General features: G+C 70.3%; 20 protein-coding genes. 15 read left to right on the plus strand and 5 right to left on the minus strand.

Annotated elements, in window-relative coordinates; translation table 11 throughout:
* Window positions 1-37 precede the first annotated feature (37 nt).
* From WAF18_RS01805 to WAF18_RS01815, 3 genes are all read left to right on the plus strand, one after another.
* Complete coding sequence (locus tag WAF18_RS01805; protein WP_337243594.1) at window positions 38-436, plus strand: YchJ family metal-binding protein; 399 nt, start codon at window positions 38-40, stop codon at window positions 434-436.
* A 142-nt stretch (window positions 437-578) separates the two neighbouring features.
* The gene (locus tag WAF18_RS01810) at window positions 579-1,802 is read left to right on the plus strand and encodes a lytic murein transglycosylase (RefSeq protein WP_337243595.1); all 1,224 of its coding nucleotides are present in this window, start codon (window positions 579-581) and stop codon (window positions 1,800-1,802) included.
* A gap of 112 nt (window positions 1,803-1,914) precedes the next feature.
* Window positions 1,915-2,136, plus strand: coding sequence for a hypothetical protein (locus tag WAF18_RS01815; RefSeq protein ID WP_337243596.1), 222 nt, complete (start codon window positions 1,915-1,917; stop codon window positions 2,134-2,136).
* A gap of 24 nt (window positions 2,137-2,160) precedes the next feature.
* Here WAF18_RS01815 and WAF18_RS01820 read toward each other — a convergent pair whose 3' ends face one another.
* Window positions 2,161-2,580 (minus strand): I78 family peptidase inhibitor, encoded by a 420-nt coding sequence (locus tag WAF18_RS01820; RefSeq protein ID WP_337243597.1) that lies wholly within the window; start codon window positions 2,578-2,580, stop codon window positions 2,161-2,163.
* Window positions 2,581-2,728: 148 nt separating this feature from the next.
* Between WAF18_RS01820 and WAF18_RS01825 the strand changes: the two genes are divergently transcribed.
* Window positions 2,729-4,408, plus strand: coding sequence for a M28 family metallopeptidase (locus tag WAF18_RS01825; protein WP_337243936.1), 1,680 nt, complete (start codon window positions 2,729-2,731; stop codon window positions 4,406-4,408).
* 191 nt (window positions 4,409-4,599) lie between these two features.
* Here the strand turns inward: WAF18_RS01825 and WAF18_RS01830 are convergent, their stop codons facing one another.
* Window positions 4,600-4,911: a hypothetical protein gene (locus WAF18_RS01830; RefSeq protein WP_337243598.1), complete on the minus strand. Its 312-nt coding sequence runs from the start codon at window positions 4,909-4,911 to the stop codon at window positions 4,600-4,602.
* A 278-nt stretch (window positions 4,912-5,189) separates the two neighbouring features.
* Here WAF18_RS01830 and WAF18_RS01835 point away from each other — a divergent pair, with 278 nt between their 5' ends.
* The 8 genes from WAF18_RS01835 to WAF18_RS01870 all read left to right on the plus strand — a co-directional run bounded on the left by WAF18_RS01835 (window position 5,190) and on the right by WAF18_RS01870 (window position 12,834).
* Window positions 5,190-6,254 (plus strand): DUF4105 domain-containing protein, encoded by a 1,065-nt coding sequence (locus WAF18_RS01835; protein WP_337243599.1) that lies wholly within the window; start codon window positions 5,190-5,192, stop codon window positions 6,252-6,254.
* A complete protein-coding gene (locus WAF18_RS01840; protein ID WP_337243600.1) occupies window positions 6,251-8,263 on the plus strand; it encodes an alpha/beta fold hydrolase in 2,013 nt (670 codons plus the stop codon). Before WAF18_RS01835 ends, WAF18_RS01840 begins: the two co-directional genes overlap by 4 nt.
* Window positions 8,264-8,516: 253 nt before the next feature.
* The gene (locus WAF18_RS01845; RefSeq protein ID WP_337243937.1) at window positions 8,517-9,293 is read left to right on the plus strand and encodes an ATP-binding cassette domain-containing protein; all 777 of its coding nucleotides are present in this window, start codon (window positions 8,517-8,519) and stop codon (window positions 9,291-9,293) included.
* Between the two features lie 52 nt (window positions 9,294-9,345).
* On the plus strand, window positions 9,346-10,089 hold the full coding sequence (locus tag WAF18_RS01850) for an MlaE family lipid ABC transporter permease subunit (RefSeq protein ID WP_337243601.1): 744 nt from the start codon (window positions 9,346-9,348) through the stop codon (window positions 10,087-10,089).
* A 67-nt stretch (window positions 10,090-10,156) separates the two neighbouring features.
* The gene (mlaD, locus tag WAF18_RS01855; RefSeq protein WP_183425000.1) at window positions 10,157-10,702 is read left to right on the plus strand and encodes an outer membrane lipid asymmetry maintenance protein MlaD; all 546 of its coding nucleotides are present in this window, start codon (window positions 10,157-10,159) and stop codon (window positions 10,700-10,702) included.
* Between the two features lie 5 nt (window positions 10,703-10,707).
* Window positions 10,708-11,373 carry an ABC transporter substrate-binding protein gene (locus WAF18_RS01860; RefSeq protein WP_337243938.1) on the plus strand — a complete coding sequence of 222 codons (666 nt, stop codon included), beginning with the start codon at window positions 10,708-10,710 and terminating at the stop codon, window positions 11,371-11,373.
* Window positions 11,370-11,660 carry an STAS domain-containing protein gene (locus WAF18_RS01865; protein ID WP_337243602.1) on the plus strand — a complete coding sequence of 97 codons (291 nt, stop codon included), beginning with the start codon at window positions 11,370-11,372 and terminating at the stop codon, window positions 11,658-11,660. The genes WAF18_RS01860 and WAF18_RS01865 overlap by 4 nt, the downstream gene beginning before the upstream one ends.
* Before the next feature lie 91 nt (window positions 11,661-11,751).
* Window positions 11,752-12,834: an MlaA family lipoprotein gene (locus WAF18_RS01870; RefSeq protein ID WP_337243603.1), complete on the plus strand. Its 1,083-nt coding sequence runs from the start codon at window positions 11,752-11,754 to the stop codon at window positions 12,832-12,834.
* Between the two features lie 58 nt (window positions 12,835-12,892).
* On the opposite strand, the gene WAF18_RS01875 is transcribed toward WAF18_RS01870, so the two are convergent.
* Together WAF18_RS01875 and rmuC are read right to left on the minus strand one after the other, a co-directional pair.
* On the minus strand, window positions 12,893-13,438 hold the full coding sequence (locus WAF18_RS01875) for a glutathione peroxidase (RefSeq protein WP_337243604.1): 546 nt from the start codon (window positions 13,436-13,438) through the stop codon (window positions 12,893-12,895).
* Between the two features lie 75 nt (window positions 13,439-13,513).
* Entirely contained in the window at window positions 13,514-14,947 is a 1,434-nt protein-coding gene (gene rmuC / locus WAF18_RS01880; protein ID WP_337243605.1) for a DNA recombination protein RmuC, read from the minus strand.
* 92 nt (window positions 14,948-15,039) lie between these two features.
* Between rmuC and WAF18_RS01885 the strand changes: the two genes are divergently transcribed.
* Together WAF18_RS01885 and WAF18_RS01890 are read left to right on the plus strand one after the other, a co-directional pair.
* Window positions 15,040-16,149, plus strand: a complete 1,110-nt coding sequence (locus WAF18_RS01885) for a hypothetical protein (protein ID WP_337243606.1) — start codon at window positions 15,040-15,042, stop codon at window positions 16,147-16,149.
* Window positions 16,150-16,165: 16 nt separating this feature from the next.
* Entirely contained in the window at window positions 16,166-17,272 is a 1,107-nt protein-coding gene (locus WAF18_RS01890) for a serine hydrolase domain-containing protein (RefSeq protein ID WP_337243607.1), read from the plus strand.
* 138 nt (window positions 17,273-17,410) lie between these two features.
* Here the strand turns inward: WAF18_RS01890 and WAF18_RS01895 are convergent, their stop codons facing one another.
* The gene (locus tag WAF18_RS01895; RefSeq protein ID WP_337243608.1) at window positions 17,411-18,559 is read right to left on the minus strand and encodes an aldo/keto reductase; all 1,149 of its coding nucleotides are present in this window, start codon (window positions 18,557-18,559) and stop codon (window positions 17,411-17,413) included.
* 214 nt (window positions 18,560-18,773) lie between these two features.
* Between WAF18_RS01895 and WAF18_RS01900 the strand changes: the two genes are divergently transcribed.
* Window positions 18,774-19,382, plus strand: coding sequence for a LysE family translocator (locus WAF18_RS01900; RefSeq protein ID WP_337243609.1), 609 nt, complete (start codon window positions 18,774-18,776; stop codon window positions 19,380-19,382).
* Window positions 19,383-19,385: the final 3 nt, after the last annotated feature.

A 19,385-nucleotide genomic window follows, 5' to 3' on the forward strand; every position in this document is an offset into this window, starting at 1 on the left:
GCTCGCGATCGCGCCACGGTGCTTGCACAATGCGCGGATGCCCGCGTCCGATCCGTCCTCCCTGACCGCCTGTCCCTGTGGCCGCCGCCTGTCGTTCGACGATTGCTGCGGTCGCATCCACGCCGGTATGCCGGCGCCCGATGCCGAGACGCTGATGCGCGCGCGTTACAGCGCCTACGCGCGCGGCGATGTCGACTACCTGCGCGCCAGCTGGCATCCGCGCACCTGCCCGCCGGATCTCGATCTGCGCGGGCCACAGCCCACGTGGCTGGGCCTGGACGTGCGCGCGTTCGACGTGCTGGACGACGATCGCGCCGAGGTCGAGTTCGTCGCGCGCTATCGCATCGGTGGCGGCAGCGTCGTGCGCATGCGCGAGCGCAGCCGCTTCGTGCACGAGGACGGTCACTGGTACTACGTCGACGGCGACGTGGCCTGAGACCGGCTCCACCTTCCGCGCGCTCCACCGTGTTTCATGCGCTGCCGCCTGAGCGGCGCGTTAAACCCGAATCCACACACGCGTCCGCTGCCGGCCCCGTGAGGCACAGTGGCGTGGCCGTTCTGCCCAGGAGTTCCATTCGATGAAGAGCCCTCTGCGTGCCGTCACCACCTTCGCACTGCTGGGCGCAGCCGGAGTGGTTGCCGCGGCCACGCCGCCGCCGCCGCCCGCCAACCCGGCAGCGTTCGCTCAGTGCTTGGTCGGTATCCGCGGTGATGCCGCCAAGCGCGGCATTCCCGGCGACGCCTTTGATCGGCTGACGTCCGACCTGCAGCCGGACATGAGCGTGTTGCCGCTGCTCGACGCGCAACCCGAATTCACCACGCCGCTGTGGGATTACCTGGCCGGGTTGGTAGACGCGCAGCGCGTCGAGGATGGGCGCGCGATGCTGGCCGAGCACCGCGACCTGCTGGCACGGGTGTCGGCGCAGTACGGTGTCGATGCCCAGACCGTCGTCGCGGTCTGGGGCGTGGAGAGCGACTACGGCCGCATCTCGGGCAAGCGGCCGCTGCGCGTGTCGCTCGCCACGCTGGCCTGCAACGGGCGCCGGCAGCCGTTCTTCCGTGGCGAGTTCCTGGCGCTGCTCGAACTCCTGCACAAGGGCGATCTGCGCGATCCGGGCTTGACTGGCTCCTGGGCCGGCGCGTTCGGCCACACGCAGTTCATGCCCAGCACCTACGCACGCATCGCGGTGGATTTCGACGGCGACGGCCGCCGCGATCTCGTCGACAGCATTCCCGACGCCCTGGCCTCGACCGCGAACTATCTCGCGCGCGCCGGCTGGCGCAGCGGCCAGCCCTGGGGCTACGAGGTTCGGCTGCCGCCGGGCTTTGCGATCGCGCAGGCCGGGCGCACGAACCGCCGGTCCGTGTCCGACTGGGCCGCGCGCGGCGTGACCCGCGTCGATGGCGGCGCGTTGCCGGCCGGCGATACCCGCGCGGCGGTGATCGCACCGACCGGGCCCTCGGGCCCGGCGTTCCTGGTGCTGCGCAACTACGATGCGATCTACTCGTACAACGCCGCCGAAAGCTACGCGCTGGCGATCGCCTTGCTCGCCGACCAGTTGCGCGGCGGGACCGGTCTGAAGACACCGTGGCCGACCGACGATCCCGGGCTGTCGCGCGCCGACCGCCGCGCATTGCAGACCCTGCTCGCTGCGCGCGGACACGACATCGGCGAGGTCGACGGGATGATCGGGACTGCGACCCGGCGTGCGATCCAGGCCGAGCAGCGCCGGCTTGGACTCACGCCCGACGACGGCCGGGCAGGACGCCGCATTCTCGAGGCCTTGCAGGCCGGCCGTTAGCGTTCGCGGCGCGCAGGTGGTCCGCCTGGGGACATGACGGGGACGTTGCGTGCCTTGCGTCGAGCCCGGTTCCTTGCGATTGTCGAACCGGTCACGTCATGGAGTCGGACACATGCGCAGCCTGTGGAGCTTGGCGGCGGCCTTGCCGCTCGCCGCCTGCGGCACGATGGACTATCGCGACACCAACGCGGCGGTCGACAACAACCCGCTGTGCGTCAGCCGGCCCGACCAGCCGGGCGAACCGGTGTCGCGCGACTGCGAGCGTTACAGCGAGGGGCGTTGGCGCAAATCCGACGCCCAGCCCGTCGAGTTCGGTAGACGCGACGAGCGCTGATCCGCCCGCCGCGCCCGCGGTGCGTCAGCCGCAGCGGAATCCAGTGATCCGGCCCTCGGCGTCGAGGTCGATGTTCAACCGGTCCTCACGGAAATCCATCGTCACCGCATCGCCGGGACGGATCACGCGATGGGTGCGGGCGCCGGCGTCCTGCCGGGCCTTGTCAAAGAGCGCGTCGCTGCCGGCCTGGCCGATCATCGCCTGCACCGCCTCGGTGTCGCAGGGCGTGGTGCCGATCGCGCCCTCGGCCGACGGCTCACTGGCCGCGGCTTCAGTCTCGATCGCGCTGCCGGCCCCGGTGTCGGCATCGGCGACGTCGGCGGCGGGCGGTTCTTCCTCGAAGCCCTCGTCATGGGCGGGCGCGCAGGCAGCCAGTGCGAACGCGGGCACCAGCAAAGCGGCCAGCATGGGCCGGGGCAGCGAAACGCGGAGGCGTCGTGACATGCAGTGCTCCTGTCGGGGGGACCATCCTCCACTGTAGCCGCTGGCAGGGGCCCGGGCCAATTGCGGCATGATGGGCAAAATTCATGCGAGGAAGACCCCGCCGATGCCACGCCGCGCCGTGCCTGTCGCTCTCCTGTCCACCGCTTTGATGGTGTCGCTGGCCGGCGTGCCGGCGTTCGCCGCTGCCGGCGCCGATCCAGGGCCCGGCCCCGCTCCGGCCGCAACCGCCGATGTACCCGGTGGCGGGATCGTCGCCGACAACCTCGCACGCCACCTGTCGGTGCTCGCCTCCGACGCCTTCGAAGGGCGCGCGCCGACGACCGAGGGCGAGCGCAAGACCATTGCCTACATTGCCGAACAATTCGCGCAGGCCGGGTTGTCGCCGGGCGGCGACGACGGCGGCTGGACCCAGGCGGTCGTGCTCGAGCGCAGTGCGATCGTCGGTCCGGTCGAGGCGCGCGTGCATGTCGGCGGGCAGACGCGCGCGCTCGCCAATGGCGACGACATCGCGGTCGAGACCCTGCGGCCGGGCGGGCGCGTGGATCTGGCCGATCTGCCGGTCGTCTTCGCCGGCTACGGCATCACGGCGCCCAAGCTCGACTGGGACGACTACGCCGGGCTCGACGTCGCCGGCAAGCTGGTCGTGGTGCTGATCAACGATCCCGATTTCGAGGCCGAGGCGCCTGGGCGCTTCGGCGGCCGGGCGCTGACCTGGTACGGCCGCTGGACCTACAAGTACGAAGAGGCGGCGCGCCGCGGCGCGGCGGGCGTGCTGATCGTCCACGAGACCGAGCCGGCGTCCTACCCGTGGGCGACGGTGCGCAACGGCCGCGCCGGGCCGCAGTACGACATCGTCCGCGCCGACGCCCAGACCCATCACCTGCCGATGCGCGGCTGGATGCAGCGCGAGGTCGCCGTGCGCTTGTTCGCCGATGCCGGGCTCGATTTCGAGGCCGAAAAGCGCCGGGCGCAGCAGCCGGGCTTTCGCGGCGGCGCGCTCGGCGATGCACGCCTGGACATCGCCTTCGACGTGCAGCGCGAGCGTGTGACCAGCCACAACGTGGTCGGCGTACTGCCGGGCGCGTCGCGTCCCGACGAGACGGTCGTGTTGTCGGGCCACTGGGACAGCTTCGGCGTCGGCGAGCCCGATGCCAGCGGCGATGCGATCATCAATGGCGCGGTCGACAACGCGACCGCGATCGCGTCGCTGATCGAACTGGCGCGGGTGTTCGCCGCCGGCCCGCGCCCGGCGCGCACGCTGCAGTTCATTGCGTTGACGGCCGAGGAGAACGGCCTGCTCGGTGCAACCTACTACGCGGCCAATCCGCTGCGTCCGCTCGAGACCACGGCCGCGGTGCTGAACATGGAAATGTGGAGCCCGGACGGCGAAACCCGCGACATCTCGTCCTGGGGCAACGGCCGCGTGTCGCTGGAGCGCGACCTGGCCGCGGCAGCGGCCGTCGATGGTCGGAGCTGGTCGCCCGATCCCAATCTCGAAGCGGGGCTGTTCTACCGTGCTGATCACTTCGCGTTCGCCCAGGCCGGCGTGCCGGCGCTGACGATCGGGCCGGGCATGGACCAGCTCGATGGCGGCGTGGCCGGCGGCAAGGCGGCGCGCGCCGATTACTTCGCGCACCGCTATCACCAGCCGGGCGACGCCTTCAACGACAGCTGGGACATGGCCGGACCGACCGCCGACACGCGTACGGTCTACCGTCTGGCGGCCGCGCTCGCCAACACGACCGACTGGCCGCAGTGGAACGACGACAGCGAGTTCCGCGCGCGCCGCATCCTCAGTGACGACGCCCGCCGCAGTCCGCCGCGCTGAGAGGCGAGGACGGCGTTGCAGCGGGCGGTGGACTATTCGACACCGTGCGTCTGCCGTGCCTGCATGACACGCAATAAAAAGCCGCCCGTGAGACACGGGCGGCAACACCGGTTGAGAGAGAGCGTCGCGCTTGTTGCGCGCCGAACCGGGCAGAGATGAACTGGATGGAGAAAAGGGCCAGCCCCGCGCGATCAAGTGCCGGTCGTGGCGTCCTGGCCGGTCGGCGGTGCTGGCGGCGTGGTGGTCGGATCGGTCGGCGGCTGCATCGTGGGATCGGTCGGCGGCGGCATGGCCGGATCGACCGGATCGTTCGGCGGCAGCGTCGGGTCGGTCGGCGGCGGCGTCATCGGATCGCTGGGAGGTGGTGTCTGCGAGTCCATCGGCGGCGGTGCGGTCGCCGGGTCGGTCGTCGGTGCAGGGCCAGTGGCGGGGGTGTCGTGGTTGTTGCACGCGGTCAGCGCGAAGGCAGCTGCAGCCGCGAGGGGAAGCACGATACGACGCATGGAAAACTCCTGGGTCGGTCGAAAGTGACGCGCCCAGTCTTTCGCGTCGTATGTCGCGAGGGTGTCGTGGTTTGGCTCAAATTGCGTGAGCTGCTCGCCCGGCGTCGCAGCTCGTTCAGGCTCGCAGCAGCCATTGAGACACTTCCCGCAGCGCCGCATGCACCTGTGGACGGCGTGCTGGCGGCGTTCGGGCCGCCGATCAAATAGTGTACTTGCGGGTTCAAATATTGCTAGGATGAACGCGTCCTGCCATCGCAGGCCCGGCTCAGACCCGCGACATGGCGCCCGATTCCCTCACCGATCCACCCTCGACGACCGCGCGCCGCCCAGCGAGGCACTGGCTCGGCACCGCCGTGGCCGCGCTGGCGGTCGTGCCCGTGGCGGTGTGGGGCGCATTCGCGCTGGGATACCAGGCGCCCGAGCCTTGGCGATGGTTGTTGATTGCGGTCTGGCTGGTCGTCGCCGTGGCCGTGTTGGTGTCCCTGCCGCCGCGGCCGCGGCAAGCGCGCGGTCGCATTGCCCCGATCATCGGCGGGATCGCGCTGCTGATGCTGCTCGGCTGGTGGCAGACCTTGCTGCCCTCGCATGCGCGGTTGTGGGCTGACGATGTCGCGCGCTTGCTCGAGGCCGATGTCGAAGGCAATCGGGTCACGCTGCGCAATGTCCGCAATTTCGACTGGCGCAGTGACGACGACTACACCGTGCGCTGGGAGACGCGGACCTACGACCTCGAGCGTCTGGTGTCGGCCGACCTGATCCTGTCGTACTGGATGGGCCCGCATATCGCCCACACGCTGGTCTCGTTCGGTTTCGACGATGGCCGCCAACTGGTGTTTTCGCTGGAAATCCGCAAGGAGCGCGACGAGTCGTTCTCGGCGGTCGGCGGCTTCTTCCGCCAGTTCGAAACGGTGCTGGTGGCCGCCGACGAATACGACATCGTGCGCGTGCGCAGCAATATCCGGGGCGAGGACGTGTATCTGTACCGGCTCGATGTGCCGCCGGCGCAACTGCGCGAGGTGTTCCTGGGCTATCTCGACGAGGCGGCCCGGCTGCAGCGCAAGCCGCGCTTCTACAACACGCTGACCAGCAACTGCACGACGATCGTGTTCGCGCTCGCGCGTCGCATCGCGCCTGCGCTGCCGCTCGATTACCGGCTGCTGCTGTCGGGGCACTTCGACGGCTATGCCTACGACCACGACGGGCTGGTGCCGGGCTATGACCTCGAGACGCTGCGCGCAGCCGGCCGCATCACCGCGCGCGCGCGCGCCTTCGACGGGCCGGCGGCCGAGTTCCCGCGTGCGATCCGCCAAGGCGTGCCCGGCGTGCCCGCCGCCACGCCATGACGGGCCGTTCGTCCACGTGGATGGGGCGGACCGTCACCGCCGCGCTGCTGGTGGCCGCGCTCGGCGGCTGCGCGATCCTGCGCGAGTTCGGGCCCTCGGTTGCGGTCACGCCGATGACGCCCGGCGAAACCATCGCGTTGCAGCGCGGCGACATCCTGACCACCGGCCGCCTCAGCGCCGCCACCGCGCAGACGATCCGCGTCGCTGGTCTCGACACCGCCGCCTGCGTGCAGCCGTCGATCGATTGCATCCGTGCCTTGTCGGGCGTGGAGGGCATTGCCGACGAGCGCCTGCAATCGGCGCTATCGGAACTGTGGTTGCAGCACGCCCTGACGCTGGCCTCGCCGGTGCCCGGAAAACCGGTCGACCCGGCGAGCGCCGATGCACGGCTGCAGGCGCTGTTGGAAGCCGCGCGTCACGCCTACGTGTACCTGTTCTACACCGCGCGTTCGCCAGGCGAGCGTGCATTCGAGGATCGCCAGACCCAGGTCCGCGACTGGTACAACCATGCCGTCCAGGCGGCCTCGACGCAGCTGTTCGACACGCGCTTGCGCAGCGCACCGGCGACCGACCGCATCGAGGTCGCCGGCTGGACGCTGCATATGGACGTGACCGGCGTGCGCCTGCCCGGCGGCACGGACATGCCGCAGGAACTGCTGCCGGCCGCGTCGCTGTCGTTCAAGGGCCTGCGCAGTATCTATCGCCGCGACGGCTTCGGCGCCGAGCTGGTGGCGGTGATGCACGACCCGGTGGCCGCCGCCGCGTCGGCCGCACCCGAAGCGCGCGCCGGCCACCGCCCGGACGTGCCGGCATGGAGCGAGATGCCGTCTCCGAGCCTGACCTTGCTGTTTCGCTTTCTGGGTGAAAATGCGGCCGAAGTCCTGGCCACGCGCGAGGTGCTGGCCAGCGCCCACGATCCCTACATCGAGGACACTGTGGTGCTGCGCGGGCAACAGGTGCCGCTGGCGGCGAACTTCAGCGCCGGCTACGGGCTGTGGCTGGCGCGCTCGGGGTTCGCCGTGCAGTCGCTGCGCACCTTGCTCGGCCGCGAGCGCGGGATCGAGCGCCCGCATCTGTACATGATGCAGCCCTACGATCCGCAGCGTCGCATCGTGCTGATGATCCATGGCCTGGCCAGCAGTCCCGAGGCCTGGGTCAACGTCGCCAACGAGATCATGGGCGATGAGGCGCTGCGCCGTAATTACCAGGTCTGGCAGGTCTACTACCCGACCAACATGCCGATCGCGCTCAACCAGGCCGCGATCCGGCGCCTGGTGATCGACGCGCTGGCGCATGTCGACCCCGGCGGGCAGGCGCCGGCCTCGCACGACATCGTGCTGGTCGGCCACAGCATGGGCGGAGTGATCGCGCGATTGCTGGTGTCCTCGTCGGGCGATGCGCTGTGGAATACGTTCGTCCAGACGCGCGAGATCGAACCGGCACGGCTGGCGCGGATCCGCCCTCGGCTCGAGCCGATGCTGCGCTTCGAGCCGCTGCCGCAGGTCGGGCGCGCCGTGTTCATCGCCGCGCCGCACCGGGGCACCGAGGTCGCGGGCACCCGGCTGGGGCGCTGGGTGTCGGGCCTGGTGCGGCTGCCGCTGACCTTGCTCGAGGGCTTCGGCGACGTGATCCAGGCCCTGGCGGGCCAAGATGAGGACCGGCGCGAGGCGCGTTTGCCTAACAGCATCGACAACCTGTCCAAGGACGATCCGTTGGTGCGCGCGGCCGCGCAGTTTCCGATCTCGCCCGCGGTGCGACTGCATTCGATCATCGCGCGCCGCAGCGCCGAGGGGGGCCTGGAGGACAGTGACGACGGCCTGGTGCCGTACCGCAGCGCGCACCTGCCGGGCGCGCTGTCGGAAAAGATCATCGTGTCCGGGCACAGCGTGCAGGAGACCGCACCGGCGGTTCTGGAGATCCGCCGGATCCTGCATGAGGACATGGCCGAGCGGACGGACACCACGCCGGCGGAGCCTGCCCGCGAGGCAGTTGCCGACCCGGGCGCATGACCCGCGGCAGGGCGGCCAGCGAACGACCCGGCTCGCGGTCGGCCAGGCAAGCGGATGTCGCCGCCGCATCGCCGCGCCGGTGCACACGAACAGGCGTGCAGATCAGGGTTGCGCGCTGCGGTACGGCGTTCAGGCAGGACTGAATTACTGTACTATTCGGTTCAGTCACTCCGCCTGTGTTCAGTTGCACTTCGCCACCCTTGACGGGTTTTTAACTTCGGCCGCTTGCGTGTCCTTCGATCCCGCCCCCGACATCGCCGTCCGCCTCGACCGGGTCCGCCTCGATCGCGGTGGCCGGACCGTGCTCGCGGACATCGACCTGACGGTGCCACGTGGCAGCGTGACCGCGGTGCTGGGGCCGTCGGGCAGTGGCAAGTCGACCCTGCTCTCGGCGCTGACCGGTGAGCTGGTGCCGGCCGCCGGCAAGGTCGAGGTGTTCGGGCGTCCGGTGCCGCAGCGCCAGCGCGCGCTGCTGGAGATGCGCAAGAGCATCGGCGTACTGCTGCAGGGAAACGGCCTGCTGACCGATCTCACCGCGGCCGAGAACATCGCGTTGCCGCTGCGCATCCACACCGACCTGCCCAAGCCGGTGATCGCGCGGCTGGTCGATATGAAGCTGCAGGCGGTGGGCCTGCGCGCGGCTGCCGACCTGTACCCGCGCGAGCTGTCGGGCGGCATGGCGCGCCGCGTCGCGCTGGCCCGCGCGCTGGCGCTCGATCCGCCGCTGATGATCTACGACGAGCCGCTGACCGGCCTGGATCCGATCGCCTCGGGCGTGATCATGAGCCTGATCGCCCGGCTCAATGCCAGCCTGGGGCTGACCAGCATCGTGGTGACCCACCATGTCCACGAAACGCTGCCGGTCGCCGATCGTGCGGTCGTGATCGCCAACGGCCGGATCGTGTTTGCCGGCACCCCGGCCGCGCTCGAGGCCTCAGAAGACCCGCTGGTGCGGCAGTTCCTGCGCGGCGAGCCCGATGGGCCGATCGCGTTCGACCGTGCCGACCTCGCCCGGACGGAGGCCGCATGACGCGTTCGATCCGCCTGCGTACGACCCGCCATCGCTGCCCGGGACGCCGCCGATGACCGCCGCCATCCGCTCGCTCGGTCGCGCCGGGCTGTTCTCGTTGTCGGTGCTGCGCGCTTCCCGCCCGACCGCCGATTTCTTCGCCGAGTTGCTGCGCGAGGTCTACAAGATCGGCGGCCGCTCGTTGCCGATCATTGCCGTGGGCGGTGCCTTCGTCGGCCTGTCGCTGACGCTGCTGGGCTATCGTGCGCTGGAGACCTACGGCGCCAGCAACCAGGTCAGCGTGCTGATCGGCCTGGGCCTGTACCGGGAACTGGCGCCGGTGCTGACCGCGCTGCTGTTCGTGGGCCGCGCCGGCAGTTCGATCGCCGCCGAGCTGGGCCTGATGCGGGCAACCGACCAGATCACCGCACTCGGCCTGATGGCGATCGATCCGGTCGCCAAGGCGGTCGCGCCGCGGTTCTGGGCGGCGGTGCTCTGCGTGCCGCTGCTGACCGCGTTCTTCTGCAGCCTGGCGCTGTCGGCGAGCTGGTTCCAGGCGGTCCAGGTGCTGGGCATCGACAACGGCATGTTCTGGCAGACGATGCAGGACGCGGTCGACTTCCGTGGTGACTTTCTGACCGCGTTCCTGAAGTCGGCAGTGTTCGGCGGCACTGCGGCGCTGGTCGCGTCCTATGTGGGCTTCCATGCCGAGCCGACGATCGAGGGCACCTCGGTCGCCACCACCCGCGCGGTGGTCAACGCCTCGCTGCTGGTGCTGATGTTCAACTTCGTGATGTCCGCCTTCCTGTTCCGTTGATGCCGATTCCGGCATCCGGTCCTCCCCTTCACCGCCAAACAGGCGGCCCGCTGCAAAGGTGACACCCATGACAAGCGCCCGTGGTCCCCGTCTCGAGTTCGCTGTCGGCGCGTTCCTGCTGCTGGCGCTCGGCTCGCTGCTGGTGCTGGCGATCGCCTCGACCAACGGCAAGTTCGGCTTCGCCCGTGGCGGCACGTACGAACTGACCGCGCGTTTCAGCAATCTCGGCCAGCTGCGCCCCAATGCCCCGGTGAAGATCGGCGGCGTGACCATCGGCCGGGTCGAGAAGATCGATCTGGACCCGGTGAAGTTCGATTCGATCGCGACCCTGGCGATCGAGAAGCGCTATGCCGAGATCCCGGCCGACACCTCGGCCGCGATCCTCACCGGCGGCTTGCTCGGCGAGAGCTACGTCGGCCTGTCGCCCGGTGGCGACGTCGAATCGCTGCAGCCCGGCGAGGAGATCGCGTTCACCTCGCCGGCGGTCGATCTGATCCAGATGGTCGGCAAATACATGTTCAGCGGTGGCGGCAATGCCGCCCCGTCGGCGGACGAACCGCCCGCCGCCGCGTCCCCCGACGCGTCCCCCCGTGACGAAGGAGTGCTCCCATGATCCGCATGCCCCTGATCCGCCGTGTGCTGCCGTTGGCCCTGGCCGCCGCTCTCGCCCTGCCGGCCGCGGCCGTGTTCGCGCAGGCCCGTCCGGCCGCCGCGCCGGCCGCTGCCGCCCAGGCCGGCTCGCCGAGTCAGCTGGTGCTGGCCAACAGCGAACGCGTGCTCAAGACCATCGAGACCCGCCGCGCCGAATTCAGCCGCGACCGCGCCGCGCTGCAGCGCTTCATCACCGGCGAGTTCGACACCATGTTCGACCGCGACTATGCCGCGCGCCAGGTGCTCGGGCGGCATGGCCGCGGCGCCTCGGACGCAGACGTCAAGGCGTTCGGCGACGCGCTGGCCGAGAACCTGATGCGTCGCTACGGCTCGTCGCTGCTGGACTTCAACACCCAGCTGCGCGTGCGCATCAAGTCCGAGGCGCCGTTGCCGCGCGGCCTGGGCGTGCGCGTGTCCAGCGAGCTGCTGCGCAGCGGCGGCGAGCCGGTGCCGGTCGATTATCTGATGCGCCAGAGCGGCGGCACCTGGAAGGTGTTCGACGTCATGGTCGAGGGCGTGTCGTTCGTGCGCACGTTCCGCGAGCAGTTCGACTCCGAGCTGCAGCGCAAGTCGATCCAGCAGGTTGCGCGCGAACTGCGCGCCGGCCAGATCCAGGCCGACGCCGGCCGATGAGCGCGCCCGCCGTCGCCTCGGTCCGGCGCGCCGGCGACGCGTTGGCGTTCGCCGGCGCGGTGTCGGCGGCCACCGTGCCGGCACTGTGGCCGCGCGTGCAGCCGCTGCGCGCCGGCGCCCGCCAGCTCGACCTGACCGCGATCACCGCGGTCGACAGTGCCGGGCTCGCGCTGCTGGCCGAACTGGCCGGCGACGGTGCGCTCGCGGTCCAGGGCGAGCCGCCTGGCCTGGCCGAGTTGCGCAGCGCCTACCGGCTGACTCCGGCCCTGGCCTACGTGCGCGCGTGAAGCGCGGCACGCAGGATGACGGCAAGACCGTCGGCGCCCCGGCGACCCACGCCCCTTGATGTTCCATCGGCACCCCCACCGGACTTCTCCGATGTCGACTCCGCTTCGTACGCTCCGCCCGATCCTGCCGCTGCTGGCCGCGGCCACGCTCGCTGCCTGCGCCGGGACCGGCGCCCCGCGCGATCGTGTCCCCTCGCCGGTCGCGATCGATGCACCCGCACCGACCGAGGTGCCCGACGCGGCCCAGGCCGAAGCGTCCGAGCAGCCGGTCGCGCCCGATCAGGCCACGGTCGTGGCGGCCTTCGACGATGCCGCGCGCATCGCCGGGGATGCCACGCCCGCGGATGGCACGCCGGTCGCCGGCGCGCCGACCCAGGCCGAACTCGACTACGCCGCCCTTTACGGCGAGCAGGTCTACGATCCGGTTGCCGACCCGACGCTGCCGGCCGCCGCGCAGATGCCACGCAGCTACGATCCGTGGGAACCGTTCAATCGCAAGATGTTCGCGTTCAACAGCGCGGTCGACCGCGGCGTCGCCAAGCCGCTGGCCAAGGCGTACGCGAAGATCGTGCCGCGGGCCGTGCGGCTGGGCGTGAGCAACTTCTTCAGCAACCTCGGCCAGCCGGTCACCGCGCTCAATGCGCTGCTGCAGGGGCGGCCGAAGGACGCCGGCCAGTCGCTGGGCCGGTTCGTGGTCAACAGCACGCTGGGCATCGGTGGCATCTTCGATCCGGCCACCGATGCGGAGATCCCGCATCGCGATGCCGATTTCGGCCAGACGCTGGGCGTGTGGGGCTGGCGCAACTCGCGCTATGTGGAGCTGCCGCTGTTCGGCCCGCGCACGTTGCGCGACGGTTTCGGCATGGTCGGCGATGCGCCGTTGTCGCCGCTGCGCCAGCTCAACGACGATCCCTGGCGCTACGGCCTGCAGGGCTTGCAACTGGTCGACCTGCGTACGCGGTTGTTCGTCGTCGACAGCATGCGCGAGGGCGCGACCGACGAGTACGCGCTGATTCGCGATGCCTGGATGCAGCGCCGCGCCTACCAGATCGAGTCGGTACGCCGGCACCGCAGCGACGACGACGATCTGCCGGATTACCTCTACGAGGACGACGCGATGCCGACCGTGCCGGTCGATGCGATTCCGGTCGTGCCGGGCATCTCCAACCCCTGAGCGAAGGCGGGGGCCGCACGCGGCCCTGCTGTCGGTCGTGTGGGCCGGATCAACCCGCTCACCCCGCCAGCGCGGCCTCGATGGCGGCGCGCAGCCGCGGATCGTCAGCGGTCACGTCCGGAGCGAAGCGGTCGACGACGCGGCCGTGGCGATCGATCAGGAACTTCTCGAAATTCCACAGCACGCCCGGCGCCGGATTGGGCGTCATGCCGTGGCCGCGCAGGCGTTCGCGCATCGGACCGTCGCCGGTCGCCTCCGGCTGCGCCGCGGTCAGCGCGGCATACAGCGGATGCGCGTTGGGCCCGGTGACGGCGATCTTGGAAAACAGCGGAAAGCCCACGTCGTAATGGAGCGTGCAGAACTGCTGGATCTCCGCGTCGCTGCCGGGCTCCTGGCCGGCGAAATCGTTGGCCGGAAAGCCGAGGATCTCCAGCCCCGCGTCGCGCTTCTCGCGATACAGCGCTTCGAGTCCGGCGTACTGCGGCGTCAGACCGCACTTGGACGCCACATTGACCACCAGCAGCGCCTTGCCGGCATAGGCACCGAGCGTCGTGGTATTGCCGTCGATGGTGGTCAGCGGGATATCGGTCAGTGCTGCGGTCATGGCGTGCGTCGGTAGGTGGGGCGCTCCGATCATGCCATCGCCGCGCGGGCATTGCCGCCGCGTTGCGTGGGCCGGTCAGTCCTGCGCGTCGACGCTGTCGTCGAGCGTATCGCCCAGCAGCGCCTGCGCGTCGGGGCCGGGCAGCGACTCGACGCCGCGCAGCTGGCGCTCGATCGCGCGCGTGCGCACGCCGGCGGCCTTGATGCTGTTCTGCACGGTGTCGAGCTGGCTGGTGGCCCGCTCGAGCACGGTCGCGAACTTGCCGAACTCGGTCTTGACCGCGCCCAGCACCTGCCACACCTCGCTCGAGCGTTTCTCGATCGCCAGCGTGCGAAAGCCCATCTGCAGGCTGTTGAGCAGCGCGGTGATCGTCGTCGGCCCGGCGACCACGATACGGTGCTCGCGCTGCAGCAGGTCGACCAGACCGGCGCGGCGTATGACCTCGGCGTAAAGCCCCTCGGTCGGCAGGAACATCACCGCGAAGTCGGTCGTGTGCGGCGGGCACACGTACTTGTCGCAGATTGATTTCGCCTGCACCCGGATCGCGCGTTCGAGCTGGGCGACCGCGGTCTTCACGGCCTCCGCGTCGCCTTGTTCCTGCGCATCGAGCAGGCGTTCGTAATCTTCGCGCGGGAACTTCGCATCGACCGGCAGCCACACGACGGCATCGGCGTCGCCGCGGCCCGGCAGGCGGATCGCAAAATCCACGATCTCCGCGCCGCCCGGCTTGACCCGCACGCCACGGCCGTACTGGTCCTGCGTCAGCGTCTGCTCGAGGATGTTGTCCAACTGCACCTCGCCCCAGCCGCCGCGATTCTTGACGTTGCTCAGCACGCGCTTGAGGTCGCCCACGCCGGTTGCCAGTTGTTGCATCTCGCCCAGTCCGCGCTGCACCTGCTCGAGCCGCTCGGACACCAGCTTGAACGACGCGCCCAGGCGCGCCTCGAGCGTGGTCTGCAGCTTCTCGTCGACCGTCGCGCGCATCTGCTCGAGCTTGGCGGTGTTGTCGGCCTGCAAGGCGCGCAGCTGCTGCTCAAGCGTGGCGCGCATCTCGCCGATGCGCTGCTCGTTGCGCTGGGTCAACTCGTTCAGGCGCGCGCCGAGCGCATCGGCGAACCGCTGCTGCTGGTCCGCGCCCTCGGTACGGGCCTTGCGCGCGTCCTCGCCCAGCGCGGCGCGCAACACGTCGAGGCGTTCGTCGGTGGTGCGGGTGAACGCATCGAGTCGCGCATCGGTGCGCACGGTGAACTCGTCCAAGCGCTGATCGGTGCGTGCGGCGACCGCCTGCAGCTGCGCGCCGAACGCGTCGATGCGCTGCGCCTGCGCCGCAGCGAAGCCATCGAGCTGCTGGCGCAACTCGGCCCGGCCCGCGCGCTGCTCCTCGCGCAGGGCCCGCTCCAGCGCGTCGCCGCCCGCGCCGGGCCGACGCAACAGCAACACCACGAGCAGGCCCGTCGCGACCGCGACGAGGACGAGGATCAAGGCAAGCAGGACGATATGCGGGTTCATCGGTGCCAAGTGTAGCCAGCCCGGTCTCATCCGGTGCGTCGCCGGCTGCCTTCGGGTAGGGTGCGCAAAGGTCGTCGGGGATGGCGCAGGGCATGGCACGCAGGCATCGAGACGTGGCACTGGGTGGGGTGTTGGCGGGGCTGCTCATGGCCTGCGCGGGCGCATACGCTGTGGACACCGCGGCCGAGCCGCGTGTGGAGACCGGCACGCTCGCGGGTGCGCCGTACCGGTTCGAGATTCCCCGCGACTGGAATGGCGAGTTGGTGCTGCTGCTGCATGGCTATGAGCCCCGCGGCGTCCCGCGCGCCGATCCCTGGCCGGCGAACGAGGCCACGCCGGTGTTCCTGGCCCGCGGTTACGCGGTCGCCGAGAGTGGCTATGCCGAGCAGGGCTGGGCGGTGGCCGCGGCCGTCGACGACAGCGAACGCCTGCGCGCACACCTCGCGACGCGCCATGCGCTGCGGCGCAGCTGGCTGGTCGGGTTCTCGATGGGTGGCCAGGCCGCGCTCGCGAGCCTGGAGCGCCATGGCGATCGCTACGATGGCGCATTGTCGTTGTGCGGCGCGAACGTGCCGGCCACACGCATGTTCGAGGACGCGCAGCGGGCGCTGGTCGCATTCGACGTCTTCTTTCCGGAAGCTGGCCTGCCCGGGCGCGGGCTGTCGGATCCAGCCGCGCCGCCGCTCGACGACCTGCCGAGCGACCAGATCGCGCTGATGCAGGCAATCGGCGCGGCGCTGGCGTCGGACACCGAGGCCGCGGCCGCGCTAGCGACGGCGCTGGAGGTGCCAACCGAAGGTCTGACCGGCACGCTCGGTCTGTACGCGCTGGTGTTGCGCGAGATGACGGCGCGCACCGGCGGGTTGCCGGTCGACAACCGCGACACGGTCTACGCCGGATTCGGCGACGATGCGGCCTTCAACGCCGCCGCGCCGCGCTATCGGGGCGACACCCGCGCGATGGCGCAGCTGGCCCGCGTGGCCGACCTGGACGGGCGCATCGAACGGCCGGTGGTGCTGCGCTACAACCAAGACGATCCGACGATCACCGCACGCCTGCAGGGCGTCTATCCAGTGCTCGTCCAGGCCGCGGGCCGCAGTCGCAACCTGACGGTGCTGCCGCCGGCCGGCGAGGGCCATTGCGGGTTTTCGCCTGCGCAGATCGACGAAGCCTTCGATGCGCTGACGAGTACGGTGCGCTGATCGGATGCGGCGACCCGTGCGCGCATCGATACTTCTGCTGGTGATGTGGCTGGCCTCGCCCGACGCTGCAGCGGTACAGGCGGCGCCGGACGCACGGGCGCTTGCGCAGCTTGATGGCTTTGCACTCGGGATGGCGTCCGCTGGCGCATTCTCGGGCGTGGTGCTCGTGGCGCAGGACGGGCGCGTCGTGTTCGAGCGCGGTTATGGGCGACGCGACGCCGAGCGGGACGATGCCGTCACGCCCGAGACGCGCTTCAACCTCGCTTCGGCCGGCAAGATGTTCACCGCCGTGGCCGTGCTGCAGCAGGTGGCTGCCGGACGCTTGTCGCTGGATACGCACGTGGCCGAGGTCCTGCCGGACTATCCCGCGCGCGCTTTCGCCGACCATGCCACCGTCAGCGAACTGCTGACCCACACCGCGGGCGCTGGAGACATCGCGCTGTTCGGCATGGAGAACGCGGACAACCGGACTCGCGTGCGCAGTGTCGCCGACATGCTGGCGTTGCACTGGATGCGCGATCCGGAATTTCCGCCAGGCAGCGCGCAGCGCTACGGCAACTTCGGGCATGTCGTGCTGGCGCGGATGGTCGAGGTGCTGACCGGCGAAGACTTCGATGCGTATCTGCAGGCGCACGTCTTCGAGCCGGCCGGCATGATGCGGACCGGCAGCATCGCATGCGCCGACGATTCGCCGGATCTCGCCGTCGGCTACGTCGAGATCGAGGGCCAGCGCCAGCGCAACTGCGCGACGCTGCCGGTGCGCGGCTTTCCCGCCGGCGGGCAGGTGTCGAGCGCGCGCGACATGCTCGCCTTCGTGCGCGCGTTGCAGGCGGGGCGCCTGTTGCCGCCGTCGCTATTCGCCGATGCAATTCGGCCGCATCGTGAATTCATGGGGTTGGGCTTCTTCGCGACCGACTACGGCGACGACATTCCGGCGCGCGATTTTCGCTGGGGGCATGGTGGCTCTGCCGACGGCATCTGTACCGATATCCGCAGCTACCCACTGACCGGTGAAACCGTCATCGTGCTGGCCAACGTGGATGCACCGCACTGCCATGCGGTCGCAGGTTTTCTGCACGCGCAGTGGACGGAGTCGCCTGGCCCCGTGGCGGACAATCGCTAGGCCGGTCACCACGTTGTGGGCATCCAGCGCGAGTTGCACGGCGTGCCGCGGGTGGAGACGCGGCCGGCGCTGATCGAGGCGGTACGCGCTCACCTGGCCGCCTCGCACTCGGCGCCGTAGCGCCGGGCGCGGGCCGCGTCAGGCCGCTGCAGGCACCGGCGCGTTCGCAGCGACGATGCCGGCGCGGCGCAGGTCGTCCCAGACGCCGTCGGGAATCGCCACCGACATCGAGGCGATGTTCTCCTGCACCTGCCGCGCGTTGCGTGCGCCGGGCACGATCGCCGAAACGACCTCGGGCGCATTGGCGAACTGCAGTGCGACGGTGCGCAGGTCGACGCCATGCGCACGCACGATCTCTTCGGCCTTTGCGCGTTTTTGCTGGGCATCGGCCGGTACCGGCTGCGACCCGTACAGGTAGCGGTCGCGCCCGGTCAGAAAGCCGGCCAGCAGCGGCGAGCCGACGATCACCGAGATGTCCTTGTCGGCGAGCTTGGGGAAGGTGTCGTCGAGTGCGCGCTGGTGGTCGAGCAACGAGTACTGGCAGGCGAGCAGGAAGATATCCGGGTCGGCGACCTCGATCGCCCGCAGCGCCGGGTCGGGCGTGTTGACGCCCATGCCCCAGGCCTTGATCAGGCCTTCTTCGCGCATCTTGGTCAGCTCGACGAAGGCACCGGTGCGGGCCTGCTCGAAGTACTCGGTCCAGCGTTCCTTCATGTCGCCGTTGTCGGGCGAGAGGTCGTGGATCAGCACGATGTCGATCGCGTCGATCCCCAGGCGCTGCAGGCTGTCCTCAATCGAACGGCGTGTGCCGGTCGCGCTGTAGTCGTAGCGGTAGTCGAACGGCGGCGGGTCCTTCCAGCCGACCTTCGGCGTGTCCTTCGTTGCGGTCAGCAGGCGGCCGACCTTGCTGGAGATGACGTATTCCGCGCGCGGCTTCTGCCCCAGCACGTGGCCGAAGCGACGCTCGGAGCGGCCAAGGCCGTACCAGGGCGAGGTGTCGAACAGGCGCATACCGCCGTCCCACGCGGCCTCCAGCGTGGCCTGCGCGTCATCCTCGGTGACGACCGCCCAGTTGTTGCCGAGCGGCGCGCCGCCGAGTCCGACGCGCGCGTTCGGGCGGTATCTGCGACCGCCTGCGGGATTTGTCGGCAGCGCAGCGGACCGGCGACGCCCCTGGGTCGGCAGGACATCGCCGGGCGAGGTCTGCGCGCTGGCAATCAGCGGCGCGGTGGCAAGGGTGGTGGCGCCGAGCGCGGCGGCGGACAGAAAGCTGCGACGTGAATGCATGGGAGTCTCCGGCGACAGGGGATGGCGACCATCGCGTCCCGACCGTTCGGCCGCCCTGCATCGATGCCCGCGACTGCACACCGTGCCGGTCACGCCGACGAGGCGACGTGAATCCGATCGGCACCGCGGCGGCCATGCGTGTCCCGCGCCGTGAACGGCCGCGTCGCCTGCGTATCATGCGTGCTCGATCCGCGGCGCTGACGACATGGGCTGGATGGGCATTTCCGATCTGCCGACCTTCGTGGTCGCGGTGCTCGTGTTCCTCGCGATTCCGGGGCCGGGGACATTCGCGCTGCTGACCGCGACTGCGCGCGGTGGTGTGCGCGGGGGCTATGCGGCGTTCTTCGGTCTGGCGCTCGGCGACCAAGTGCTGCTGTGGCTGGCCGCCGGTGGCGTGGCCGCACTGCTCGCCGCCAACCCGATGCTGTTTCGCGGCGTGCAATGGCTCGGCGCCGTGTATCTGGTGTGGATCGGTGTGCAGCTGCTGCGCAGGCGCGGCGACGGCGCGGGCAGGGTCGCGATGGGGAACGGCCACTGGTTCGGCCAGGGCGTGCTGATCACGCTGCTCAATCCCAAAGCCGTGCTGTTCTACATGGCGTTCTTTCCGCTGTTCATCGATCCGGCGCAGCACCGCGGCGTGACGACGTTCGCGGCGATGGCGGGACTGATCGGCCTGCTTGGGCTGCTGTACTGCTCGCTGCTGATCCTCGCCGGCCATGCACTACGTGCGCGCGTCGCCCGCGATCCGCGCATCAGCCGCTGGCTGCGACGGATCGCCGGCGCCTGCCTAGTCGGCTTCGGCGTGCGGCTTGCGTTCAACTGACGC

Source organism: Luteimonas sp. gir (assembly GCF_037198055.1).
In the GTDB taxonomy this organism is placed as follows: Bacteria; Pseudomonadota; Gammaproteobacteria; order Xanthomonadales; family Xanthomonadaceae; genus Luteimonas; species Luteimonas citri_A.